Annotated in this window: 11 protein-coding genes; all 11 read left to right on the forward strand. The window is 64.3% G+C overall.

Features of this window, described 5'->3' with window-relative positions; translation table 11 throughout:
- Nucleotides 1-20: 20 nt before the first annotated feature.
- Nucleotides 21-1,259: a hypothetical protein gene (locus LDB26_RS07730; protein WP_257541511.1), complete on the forward strand. Its 1,239-nt coding sequence runs from the start codon at nucleotides 21-23 to the stop codon at nucleotides 1,257-1,259.
- Between the two features lie 120 nt (nucleotides 1,260-1,379).
- Nucleotides 1,380-6,524 carry a helicase-related protein gene (locus LDB26_RS07735; protein ID WP_257541513.1) on the forward strand — a complete coding sequence of 1,715 codons (5,145 nt, stop codon included), beginning with the start codon at nucleotides 1,380-1,382 and terminating at the stop codon, nucleotides 6,522-6,524.
- A 71-nt stretch (nucleotides 6,525-6,595) separates the two neighbouring features.
- Nucleotides 6,596-7,291 carry a hypothetical protein gene (locus tag LDB26_RS07740; RefSeq protein WP_257541515.1) on the forward strand — a complete coding sequence of 232 codons (696 nt, stop codon included), beginning with the start codon at nucleotides 6,596-6,598 and terminating at the stop codon, nucleotides 7,289-7,291.
- A gap of 221 nt (nucleotides 7,292-7,512) precedes the next feature.
- Nucleotides 7,513-8,634, forward strand: a complete 1,122-nt coding sequence (locus tag LDB26_RS07745) for a hypothetical protein (RefSeq protein WP_257541518.1) — start codon at nucleotides 7,513-7,515, stop codon at nucleotides 8,632-8,634.
- Between the two features lie 92 nt (nucleotides 8,635-8,726).
- A complete protein-coding gene (locus tag LDB26_RS07750; RefSeq protein ID WP_021243927.1) occupies nucleotides 8,727-9,374 on the forward strand; it encodes a hypothetical protein in 648 nt (215 codons plus the stop codon).
- A gap of 11 nt (nucleotides 9,375-9,385) precedes the next feature.
- Entirely contained in the window at nucleotides 9,386-9,847 is a 462-nt protein-coding gene (locus LDB26_RS07755) for a hypothetical protein (RefSeq protein WP_021243928.1), read from the forward strand.
- A 46-nt stretch (nucleotides 9,848-9,893) separates the two neighbouring features.
- On the forward strand, nucleotides 9,894-10,622 hold the full coding sequence (locus LDB26_RS07760) for a hypothetical protein (protein WP_021243929.1): 729 nt from the start codon (nucleotides 9,894-9,896) through the stop codon (nucleotides 10,620-10,622).
- A 3-nt stretch (nucleotides 10,623-10,625) separates the two neighbouring features.
- Entirely contained in the window at nucleotides 10,626-10,874 is a 249-nt protein-coding gene (locus LDB26_RS07765) for a hypothetical protein (protein WP_021243930.1), read from the forward strand.
- A gap of 79 nt (nucleotides 10,875-10,953) precedes the next feature.
- Nucleotides 10,954-11,433, forward strand: coding sequence for a hypothetical protein (locus LDB26_RS07770; RefSeq protein ID WP_021243931.1), 480 nt, complete (start codon nucleotides 10,954-10,956; stop codon nucleotides 11,431-11,433).
- Between the two features lie 94 nt (nucleotides 11,434-11,527).
- Nucleotides 11,528-11,929, forward strand: a complete 402-nt coding sequence (locus tag LDB26_RS07775) for a hypothetical protein (protein ID WP_021243932.1) — start codon at nucleotides 11,528-11,530, stop codon at nucleotides 11,927-11,929.
- A gap of 156 nt (nucleotides 11,930-12,085) precedes the next feature.
- Entirely contained in the window at nucleotides 12,086-12,280 is a 195-nt protein-coding gene (locus LDB26_RS07780; RefSeq protein ID WP_021243933.1) for a hypothetical protein, read from the forward strand.
- The last annotated feature ends 47 nt before the right edge of the window (nucleotides 12,281-12,327 follow it).

Here is a 12,327-nt window from a genome sequence, read left to right on the forward strand (position 1 = left end):
ACGCCGGATCGGAGATCGCCATGACCGACAGCTTCGATCCCGCCGATGCGGGATGCTGGATGGCGCACGGCCGTCCGGCCCACCAGGCGCATGCGCTCGCCGACGCCTGGCGCCGCTTCCCCGATCTGCCGAACGACGCGCCGCTCGACGAGCGCATGGCGCGTGCCCGCGAGCGTGTCCAGGCGCTTCGCCCGCTCAACGAGGCGATCCGACTGGAAACCGAGCGCCAGCGCACGGCCGCGAACTTCGCCTGCATCGAATGCCAGATCGCGCAGGGCAGCACTGACAGCCGCAATCCCGCCATTCTTCATGCCCGCGACGTTCATGGCTATGGTTGGGACGCTGCGGTTGCCTATGCCGATGGGAAGTATGCAGCCGTCGCGGGCTGGCCAGCGCGCCCACCGTCGCCGTCCCGCGCTGAGCAACAGGATGTTCGCCCGCCGGCATACCAACAGGGATTTCTCGATGGCGGCGGCCAGCCCGATGACATCTTCGACGTCGCGCGACGATCTTTCGCCGCCACGCCGTCCGAGATCGACCGTCCTGACAACCCGCGCGTCGCACGGCCGCTTCCCAGCCAGTGGCCAAGCCCGACCGACATGCCCGCGCCCGTATCATGGCAGCGGCGCCTGCTCCTGCTCGGCGCTTCGGAACGCGAGGCAGGGACGATTGGAATCCTCGCAATGCTGCGCGAACGGCCTGGACATGAGGCTGCGGCGCTGTTTGTGGTCGACGCCGAAACCGGGCTGCATCCGCCATCGGGTTTGCCGGCCCCGCCGCCCGGCGATGACGCCGCGCTCCGCCAGATCCTGCGCCAGGGCGACTATACCGATATCCTGATCGTCGCCGACCACGCGGAGCTCGCCCGGCTCGATGCCGACGCCGATATCCTGCCACTCGCGCGAACGATGGAGCGAACCCGCAATTCGGTGCTCCAGCAGCGGGCGCAGTTCCGCCTCTGGCTTGCCCGCGGCCGTGCACCCGATGAACAATTCGCTGCCGGCCACATCCGATGGAGCAAAATGGCCGCCGGGCTCTCGGGACGCCTCGGCGATTTCACCGCCCGCTATGCGGGGCCGGCTAGCCCCCGCGGCCACCGCATCGTCGTCGAGGACGCAAGCGGCGACCTCGCGCGTGGCTATCGCACCCCGGTCGGCCAGGAACTCCATCCCGAGATCGTGATCGGCAACAAAGCGCATACGCGAACCGCGATGGCCGACCTGTTGCGCCAATATGCCGCGTCGCTTCGTCTGGGCTGAACCAACGCCGGACCCGACGCCCGGCGCGAGGCTCCGCGCCACGCCCTGACACCCGACCCGCCTGACATCCGACCGGGCCGCCGCGCCGTGCCCGCAAGACCACCGAAAAGGAAGCATTCCATGCGAAACAGTGCATCCGCGCTGGCTCTCCAGCTGTGCCTCGACTTCGACCAGCCGGTCGCACCAGCCAAGCCAGTCGGACCCGTGGATCCGGAGCCGACACTCTTTACGGCAACCATCGTCGATACCGCCCGACCTTCGGTCGAGGCAGCTATCGACTTCTCCTTAGCCGCGGGACGGACCCTGGCGCCCTCATGGAAGGAACGCGCACGCGACAATGTCGAGGCGATCAGGCTGCTGAACCTGCTCGATCGAGAGCAGCGGTCTGCATCGCCGGCCGAGCAGGAAGCGATTTCCAGGTTCATCGGCTTCGGCGCGTCGGAACTTGCCAACAACATGTTTGCCCGTCGCGAGCATGAGTTCCGCGAGGGTTGGGAGGAACTGGGGCAGTCCCTGGTCGCCGAGACGACCGATGTCGAACTCCAGTCGCTCAAACGCGCGACGCAATATGCGCATTACACCCCCGAATACATCATCCGGGCCATGTGGGACGCTACCCGGACCCTCGGCTTTGCCGGCGGGCAGGTTCTGGAACCGGGATGCGGCAGCGGCCTCTTTATGGGGCTCCGGCCGGATGCGCTGTCCGAGGACACGGTGTTCGTGGGCATCGAGAACGATCCCGTCACCGCGCGGGTCGCAAGCGCGCTTTATCCAAACCAGGTCATCCGCTGCGTCGATTTCGACAAGGCATCGCTGCCGGACGACTTCGACCTCGCAATCGGCAATCCGCCCTTCTCGAACCTCACCATCCAGAACCGGACCGAGCTCGGGAAGCTTGGCCTATCGCTTCACGATTATTTCATCGCCAGATCGCTCGAGCATCTGCGCCCCGGCGGCATCGCCTTGTTCGTGACCTCACGCTATTCGCTCGACAAGAGCGATCCCAGGGCCCGCCACCATATCGACGGCATTGCCGATTTCCTCGGCGCGGTGCGCCTTCCGGGCAAGGCGATGCGACAAGAGGCGGGCACAGATGTCGTCGTCGATATCCTGCTCTTCCAGAAGCACACCCCCGATGCCCTTCCGCGCACACAGAACTGGATCGAGCTGGCCGAAATCCCCGACAGCGACGAAGGTTTCGGGCCGCTTCGGATCAACCGCTACTTCCTCGACCATCCCAATCATGTGCTGGGGCGCCACGAATGGCGAAGCGGGCAGTTTGGCATGGACTATAATTGCGCAGCCGAGCCCGACGTAGACCTCCCGGTCGCCCTCGCGGCCACATTGTCCGCGATCGCGTCGAAGCACGCAGGCGCCTGCAAGCCGATCGAGCGCGCGACCTCGCTGCGCGACACGCTCAAAGTCACGCAGGATGTGCAAGTCGGCACCGCCGCCGACGAAGCCGAGTTCAAGGAAGGCAGCTATCTCGTTTCTGGCGGCGTCCTGCATCAGATCGTGGGTGGCATCTCGACCGTCGTCGGCGTCAAATCCGGCCGCGGCGGCACCGGCCTGTTTCCCAAGCACGCCGCCATCATCAAGGCCCTCATCCCAATCCGCGATACGGTCCGCGCGATCCTGCGCGCGCAGCTCAATGACCGGCCCTATGCCGCACTTCAGGAGACGCTGCTCAACCACTACCGGCAATTCGCCAAGAAATATGGGCCGATCAACCGCACCATCACCAGCATTCGTACCGATCCGGAGACAGGGGCCGAGAAGGAATATCAGCGCCGCCCGAACCTTCAGCCTTTCCTCGACGACCCGGACGTTTGGCTGGTGGCTTCGATCGAGACCTATGACGAGGCAAGCGATGCCGGCACGCCCGGTCCGATCTTCACCGAGCGCGTCGTCAAGCCGCCGGTAACCCATGAAATCCACTCGGCGCAGGATGCACTTGCGCTCTCACTCCATGAGCGCGGCCGCGTCGACGTCCCCCTGATCGCCGGCATGCTCGGCGTCACCGAGGCCGAGGCGCTCGCCGATCTTGCGGGTGATATCTCTCTCGACCCCATCCGCAGCACACCGCATTTCGATCACTGGGTCACGGCCGACGAAGTTCTTTCGGGTCCGGTCCGCACCAAGCTCGCCCTGGCGCGCGAGAAGGCCGAGACCGATCCACGATTCCTCGCCGTCGCAACCGCGCTCGAGGCTGTCCAGCCGGTCGATCTCAAGCCGAGCGAGATCACCGCGCGCCTCGGCGCCCCCTGGATTCCGGTGGACGTCATCGAGGCGTTCATCCTCGAAATCATGGAGGTCGAGACCCGGATCCTGCATACCGTGGAGCTTGCCAGCTGGACGGTCGACAAGGCTCCGTTCGCAGGGCACGTCAGTTCGACCTCGACCTGGGGCACGGCGCGCCGCGGCGCCGCGGACCTGCTCGAAGATGCGCTCAATTCCCACATTCCCAAGATCTACGACGTACACCGCGAACCGGACGGTTCAGAGCGCCGCGAACTCAACGTCACGGATACCGAAGCCGCGAAAGAGAAGCTTGCGAAGATCAAGTCGACTTTCGAGACCTGGGTCTGGCAGGACAGCGAACGCGCCGACCGGCTCGTGCGCATTTACAACGACGCCTACAACAATCTCGTGCCCCGGAGCTTCAACGGCCAGCATTTGAAGCTGCCGGGCGCATCGACCACGATCCGGATGCGCGATCACCAGAAGCGCGTCGTCTGGCGGATCATCGCTTCGGGTTCGACCTATGTCGCCCATTCGGTCGGGGCGGGCAAAACCTTCAGCCTGTGTGCCGCCGTGATGGAGCAGCGCCGCCTCGGCCTGGCCAACAAGCCGATGATCACGGTGCCCAACCATTGCCTCGCGCAGATTGCGCGCGAGTTCCTGATGCTTTATCCGACCGCGCGCATCCTGGTCGCCGACGACACGAACTTCGTGAAGGAAAAGCGACAGCGGTTCCTGGCGCGGGCGACGACGGGCAATTGGGATGCGATCATCATCACGCACGATGCATTCAAGTTCGTGCCCACGCCGTCATCGTTCGAGAAGAAGCTTATCGAGCACCAGCTCGACAGCTACGAGGTGCTGATCACCGGCATCGACAGCCAGGACCGCGTCTCGCGCAAGCGCGTCGAACGCCTGAAAGAGGGACTCAAGCAACGGCTGGAGAACCTCCAGTCCCGTAAGGATGACCTCGTCCATATTGGCGAGATTGGTATCGACCAGATTGTCGTCGATGAGGCCCAGCAGTTCCGCAAGCTGACCTTCGCGACCAATCTCGGCGACTTGAAGGGTGTGGATCCGGTCGGCTCGCAGCGTGCCTGGGACCTCTTCGTGAAGAGCCGATATCTCGCCGGGACCAATCCCGGACGCGAACTGATCCTCTCTTCCGGTACTCCGATCACCAACACGCTGGGCGAGATGTATACGCTGCAGCGTTTCATGCAGCCCGACGAGCTATACGCCAAGGGCCTGCACGAGTTCGACGCCTGGGCGGCCGCGTTCGGGGACACACGCACCGAACTCGAATTGCAGCCTAGCGGCAGCTACAAGCCGGTCACCCGCTTCTGCGAATTCGTCAACGTCGCCGACCTGATGGCGATGTACCGCTCCGTCGCCGACGTCGTGCTCAAGGACGACCTGCGGCAATATGTTCGGTTGCCCACCGTCAAGGGTGGAAAGCGGCAGATCATCGTCGCCAAATCGGGCGCGCCGTTCAAAGCCTATCAGCGCGTGCTCGCCCAGCGCATCAAGGCCATCGAGAATCGCAGCGGGCGCCCGCAAAAGGGCGACGACATCCTCCTGTCGGTGATCACCGATGGCCGCCACTCGGCGATCGACCTGCGTTTCGTCGACCCGATGATGGGCGACGAGGAGGGCAACAAGCTCAATCTCCTGATCGAGAACGCCTACCGCATCTGGGAAGAGACGGCCGACCATCGCTACATCGATCCCGAGACCGGGAAACCCTATCCGCTCCCCGGTGCCGTGCAGATGATCTTCTCTGATCTCGGCACCGAGGCCGCGCTCGAAACGCGCGGCTTTTCCGCCTATGTCTGGATCCGTGATCGCCTCGTCGCGATGGGTATTCCCGCCGACCAGATCGCGTTCATGCAGCATTACAAGAAGAACAGCGCGAAGCAGCGCCTGTTCAACGACCTCAACCAGGGGCGCAAGCGGTTCGTCCTGGGGTCCACGGCGACCATGGGAACCGGGGTCAACGCGCAGCAGCGCCTCAAAGCCTTGCACCATCTGGATGTGCCCTGGCTGCCGTCCGATATCGAGCAGCGGGAAGGGCGGATCGAGCGGCAGGGCAACCAGAATGACGAAATCGAGCTTTACGGCTACGCGACCAGCGGCTCGATGGATGCGACCAACTGGCAGATGCTCGAGCGCAAGGCACGCTTCATCAACATGGCCATGTCGGGCGACCGCTCGATCCGCCGGATCGAGGACGTCAGCTCCAACGTCAACCAGTTCGCGCTGGCCAAGGCTCTCGCATCCGGAGACGACCGGCTGATGAAAAAGGCCGGGCTCGACGCCGAGGTCGCACGGCTCCTGCGCCTGCGGGATGCCCATACCGACGACCAGTATAATATTCGCAGGACCATCACGCGAACGACGCGCGAGATCGAGGACTGCCACAAGCAGATCGCCAGACTGGAGGCCGATCTTGCACGTCGTGTTCCCGCGAAGGCAGATGAGATTCTGTTCGATTGCGACGGCACGATGATCACCGATCGCAAAGCCGCCGGCGAACGGCTCCTCGGATATGCGCACCGGATGCGGAAGGGCCGCACGGAGGTTCGCTGGACGCTGGGCACCTTCAACGGCATCGGCCTGGAACTCTCCGGCTACGAGGCCCTGAACACCGATGGAAGGCGCTACCTCTGCACCGTGATCGCGGTGCAGCACCACGGCGAGCACTCCGAATTCGAGGTTACCGAAAAGACGCGGCCGGGCACGGCGATTGGCCGGATAGAGTCTTCCATCCGCGATCTCGACACCGACCTCGCCGCCGTCAGAGCCAGCCTTGAAGCCAATGAACGCCGCCTCCCGGCCTTCGAGGCGCGCCTGGGGCAGATATTCCCCGACGCTGCCTTGCTCGACGAGAAGGTTAACGAACTCGCCGAACTTGAGGCCGAGCTGGCGAATACCAAGGGGGAATTCGAACCGGGGAACGACGATGCAGCGTCCTCGGCGGAATCCGAAAACCACGATGGCACGCCGGTGCCGCAAGCGGCCTGAGCCTATCCGCACGGCGCCGCGCAGCCGATCCGCGACCGCCGCCTTCCGCCCGCACATTGAAGGATATCGCCATGACATATCATACGCTAACCGCGCATCGCGCGCTGCTCGAGCGCGCCAGGGTGGCCCTTGCCACCGATTGCGAAGTACCCGCCGACAGGGCGGAGATCATAGCCGATCTCGACGCCGCGATCGAACGTATCGACCGGACCCCGGTTCCCTGGTCCATCCCTGTCTATCTCGCCACCATCGGCCATGGCCATGGAACAACTGTCCTCGCCGCCGTCAGTCGCAAGGGCTTGATGAACCAGGTCGCGGTCTTCTGCCGGGCGCAATGGGGCGAGATCAACGACAGCCGCGATCCCACCCGAATCGAGGATGCCATCGTCGTGCGCGACTATTTCAACCTTCATCCCGAGGACCAGCTTCTCAGCCGCATGGAATGGATCGATCCGGACCTCGGCTACGATCCCGAGCGTCTGGAGATCGGAAACTATATCGCATTGTCGTCGTCCCACGTTTCATGGACGACGACCCTGACGATCGACGAGTGGATGACATGCGAACCATCCAACCGCCCCGTCAGCATTGCCGATACCCATTATGGCTGGGTGATTTGCGCCACGCCGTCGTCGTTCGGCGTCCGGTCCGCGATTCCAGGCGACCTCCTCGCCGTGCTGACATTCGCGCGGGAACAGGGGTGCGACTATCTGATCCTGGACCGCGATGCCTCCGCGACCGACCGGCTGCCCTCTTTCGAATGGTGACAGTCCGGCGGGAGAGAAGGGGGAGGGAGTAGGCAGGCCTGTTCAAATGGACCCCGGACCATCACGGCCGAGTGTCCGCGGGACAGGCCCCCCTTTTCCCGGAGGCTTTTCCCATGACAATCCCCAGATCCGCGCCATGGACGGCGCAGGAAATCGCTGCGCTGCGCGCCTATTATCCGACCGAAGGGCACAATGTCGCGCGGCGGCTGCCGGGCCGGAGCGTGCATGCCCTTCAGGTCAAGGCCCACAAGCTCGGCCTGAAGACCACCCATAAAAATCCCGCGCCGAAGCCGCGCCTCCAAGGCGAAGCCGTTGAGGAAGCCATCAGGCTGCGCGAGATCGAAAACTGGTCGTTCAGCGCGATCGGCAAGCATTTCGGCGTCTGCGAAGCCAGCGCCTGCAACGTGGTGACGATGGCCCTGTGCGTCCGGCGCGGATACCGCCCTGCGGAGCGCGACCAGCATGGCCGCCTGACGGCCGAAGGTATCGAGCGGCTGCGCTACGCGTTGAAGAAGGGCTTCAAAGGCATCGAAATCCAGCTGCGTCTCGGCGTGTCGGCGGCCTGCGTATCCGAGCAGCGCCGCCGGTACAACCGTGACCTTCTGGCACGCGGCAAGGCCCCGCTGCCCCCGCCCGGCGGCGGTCAGGCCTATAGCGGCGTCAAGCTGTCGTCGGCGAAGCGCAGGCAGGTCGAGGACCTGTTCCGTGAGGGGCTTGGCACACAGAAGATTTCCGAACGCACCGGCGTGTCGAGAACGAGCTGCACGCGCATCAGGACCCGACTCTTTCGTCGCCTGCGCCGCAAAGGCGAAGCTCTCCCCGGATGCGATTCCGCCGGGGTCCGTCATGTCCATGCCGAAAGCATCCGTTTCGTCACCGATGAACAGAAGGCCCTGCTGCGCGCGGCCCTCCTCGATCGCACGCCCGTCCAGCGCGCCGCGCGCGAACTCGCGATCGGCGCCTCGACGGCCTATCGTCTTCGCGACGCGATCGCCGCCGAACTGGCCGGCGAGGGCCGGATCCTGCCGCCGCCCAGGCGCCCTGGCAGGGTTCGCCGTGAGCCCGCGCGCGATTCATCCTGGCCTCCGGCTTCACCTCAAGAGATTTACGCGTTTCGGCGCCTCCTCGCCACCATGGGCTTCGCCGAGGCGAAAACCTATTGGCAGGATAGCCGGCGGCAAGCCGCAAGGGCTGCGCGGGAAGCCGCTGCGACGCGCCGGCTCACTTTCGAGGAGCAGCTCGCCAGAGTCGGATCCGGCGAACTGCGCATCACGCGCGGCTTCGTCCGGAACCATCTCGAGCCGAGGCTTTCGGAGTCCTGGTGTGCCGAAGCGAGATGCTGACCTTGTTTCGAGTGGTGACCATCCGGTCGGAGGGAAGGGGGAGGGATTGAGGCGGGCGTGCTGATGCGCTCGGATTTCAGGAGCAGCCTCCCATGTCCTATGATGTTTCCCTTCGGTTTCAACAGGCACTCGATCCCTCGGCGCTGACCACGCTTGCCGGAGGGCTGAACGCTCTGGTCCAGGCGATCGACGAGTGCCAACGCAACCGAGCCGATCCGGAGCGCGATCCGGCAGTCCTGCTGTTGGCGCGGCATCTCGGCGATATCGCCGTCGAGAACCGTCCGTCCCAAGCCGAGCTGCGCCGCGCCTGCATCGAAGCTGTCGGCGCCGTCGTACGCACTCCGCTACTGGTCACGCTCGCTCGACGCGGCGTCAGCTATGACAATGACGCGAAGGACGCGTTCCATAGGGAAGGACGCAAGGCCATGACGCGGCTCGCAACCGCCCTCCGCCTCCAGCGTGGCCAATTCCAGGTGCGCTCCAACATGGCGGGGATCGCCGTTTCCGGCGAAATCATCCTTCACAGTGATGAGGTCTACGTCCAGCTCAGCATCGGCGGCATGGGCCCCGGTCGTGAAGTGATGTTCCGCCGTGTCGCCGGTCGCAAGGACTACTGCGGGGACCGCAACCATTGGGGCGACATCGCTGAATTGATGGCGCCGGACACCTTCGCGGCCCGCATCCGCCGCGAACTGCATCTTTCCGATCCCGACACCGCCCCGGCGCGGCTCCTCGCGTGAGGACAATCATCATGGAAATCATCGTCACCCGTTCCCGCATCGCGGGGACGCTCCCTCACTATGTCTATCGCGCGCTGGTCCCTGTCGACAGGGTATCGTCCGAACGCCGGAAACTTACCGGCACGGTTGCCGGACCCACGATCGTCGGTCGGATCCCATGCGTCCGCATCGGCCCGCTACTCGCACCCGAGCGCTTTTACGAGATGGCGCATCACGAGCGAAGCGGACTCGCTCCGCGCATTGGCGCGCTTGCTCGCCGGATCGAGACGCTGGTGATCCGAACCAGCTTTCCCGAGATGACCGCCGCTTCCACGCCAATCGTGTTCCAGCTCGACACTGATCTGGGCGATGCCTGCATCTGGAGCGATATCGACGACCTGACCGCCGCTTTCGATCGTCTCCAACCCCGATCCGACCATCTTACCAGCGCCGATCTCGGACTTCGCCATAGCGATGGCCGCCGCGCCGCCTGATCGCCGCCACTCATCCCGTCATCATTCATTGCATGGAGACTCAGCCATGGACATTTTCGTCGTCACCGGAACACATTTCTCGCAGCCCTACACAGTCACGAGCTATCACGCCGACGAGCGCGTCGCGGACGTCGCCGCCACCGATCTGGTGAACTTGCTGCGCGCCGATCTCGATCCTGAGACCTTGCCGCCGGTCGATGCGAGCAACTGGCGACTGGGGCTGGTTGCGGCCCAGTGCCGGCGGCTCGCCATACAAGGCATCGATGTCGGAGATATAGACCACGACGCCTTTGCCGACACCGCCGGATTCGACGTGTGGGTTGAAAAGGTCGAAGCCCGCGGGCTATCGGCGCTCGCCGTCGACGATCGCGAACTGGCCACTGTCGTTGCCGCCTTGCGCGGACATCAGCGCCGAACTTGCCCGCCCGATCTTCTCGACATCGCCACCAACGGCGGCGCCTATGTGCCGCTGACCGACGATGAGATCGATGGCCTTTGCGAACGGCTCAGTTGCGGCACGCTAACCCCACAGGACGTCAATGTCGTGGTCGAGCTCGATGGCGGTCTTGTCGAGGGAATCGTCGCCGACCGGCCGATCAAGGTGCGCGTCGTCGACTATGATGTCGAAGGCGCCGATCCCGATGGCCTCGTCTTGGTTCCTCAGGACAAGGGCGATTCCATTCCGGCGGCCGCAAGCGGTTGGGGCGTCGACAGCATCTGCGTCGATGCGGAGTGGATCACCCGGCTCGATGCCGCGATCGCGTCCGAGAACTGAACCGTGCCGCAGTTCCATGTCGACGCGTCCTACCGCACGCGGGGCGGCAATATGGCGCTCTGGTCGACCTCGATCCTGGCGGCGGACATGCGGTCTGCCCAGCGAGAAGCGTATCGCGCGATCACGTCCCGGCACCGCGGTGCCACGAAAATCGACCTCAGGATCGTGGTCGACCCACTGTCGTCAGGCCCGGATCACAGCCCGGTGGTTCCAGGCCGCCTCGCGATGACTTCCGTTCAGAACGACCGCTGACACCGTCGGCCTGTCTTCCCGTCACGAACCTCCAATCGCCCGCACGAAACGGCAGCGCGAACAGCAGGAGATTTTTGTCATGACCGTTATCGGACACAATCACATTCGCAGGGTCGAGAGCTTCGATGGCTATGAGATTCTCGCCCACCCGCTTCCCAGCCGCGACGATCGTGTGTTCCACCGTGGCGAGTCCGACACCTCGCGCGTTTCGATCACCTACGCATCGCACGATGTTCGGATCGCCCGACCGACCGGTATCGGAAGCAAGGGCCGGCTCGCTATTCTCATGCACCATGGGGGCGGACGCCATGTTCTCGAATTCTACGAAAGCGCTTTGCCGATCGCCACTGCGATCCTCGCCCTTCCGGAACGCGAGCAATATGCCCTCGCATATACGATCTTCGAGCAAGCCGATGAATGCTCCGACGGCGCTCGCGCGGCCGAGGCGAAGCGATGGGCCGATGCGTTCGTCGACGGCCGTATCCGCAAGCGCCGCAGCTGCGGCAGGCGCTACGTTCATATCGAAACGCCGGATGAGAAGGCACGTCGACTTTCCTGACCCGGCGCAGGTTCAGGTTTCCGCCGGAAAGAATGATCGCCTGTTCGCCGCCAGGCGATCTCCCAGATCATCACACCAGCCAGGAGGACATGCCATGGATCGCCTGCCTTCGCCGGCGAGCATCTGCCAATTGCCCGTCATGACCAGCACCGATGCCGAGAGCATCGGCTTTGCCATCTTCAACCATGTCCCGACGCTGCCGATCGACATTCCGGATGGCGGCTTCACCGTGAGTGCGAAAACCAGCGAGGGGCTGCGCGTCACGTTCTATTTCGGACCTTCCCGGACGGGCGGCCCGCCTTGCTTCATCGATATCCAGTACCACGATTCGGGCATGACCGTGCCCGATGGCGGCGGCTCGCCAGCACCCGTGTTCGAGATGTTTACGATCGCGGAGAAGGGCTGCCACACCTACGACAGCCGCGAATCCGATGTGTCCGAAAAGCCGTCGATCGCTGTCCTGCTGCTCGGCAAGCCCAGAGCTACGGACCCCTAACCGTAATGATCATGGCGCGCATATCGGCCGCCGAAAAAACGACCTGAAGGCGACCTTCCCGAAATTTCCGGTGCGAATGGTCGGGCGCACCGGATCGTATCGTCCGCACCGCGGGCTGTTCCCGACGACCATCCCTCCACAGTCAGGAGCATTTGCATGAAAACCGACGATATCGACACCGCAACACCCGAGCAGCTTGCGCCGGTCCTCTTTGCCGCCCTTCAACGCCTGGGCCAGCTCGGCCGCACCGGGGCCGTCGCGCTCGCCGCGCTGGTCGATGACGAGGATGCCGATTTCGAGGAAGCGGCCTCGTGGGTCGGTGACATCGCCGCGGGAGACCTGCGCGAATAGTTCTCCACCACCGACATTTCTACCCACTCACGAAGCCCGGCCATCGC

This window comes from Sphingobium sp. CFD-1, from assembly GCF_024611115.1.
Taxonomy (GTDB): Bacteria; Pseudomonadota; Alphaproteobacteria; order Sphingomonadales; family Sphingomonadaceae; genus Sphingobium; species Sphingobium baderi_A.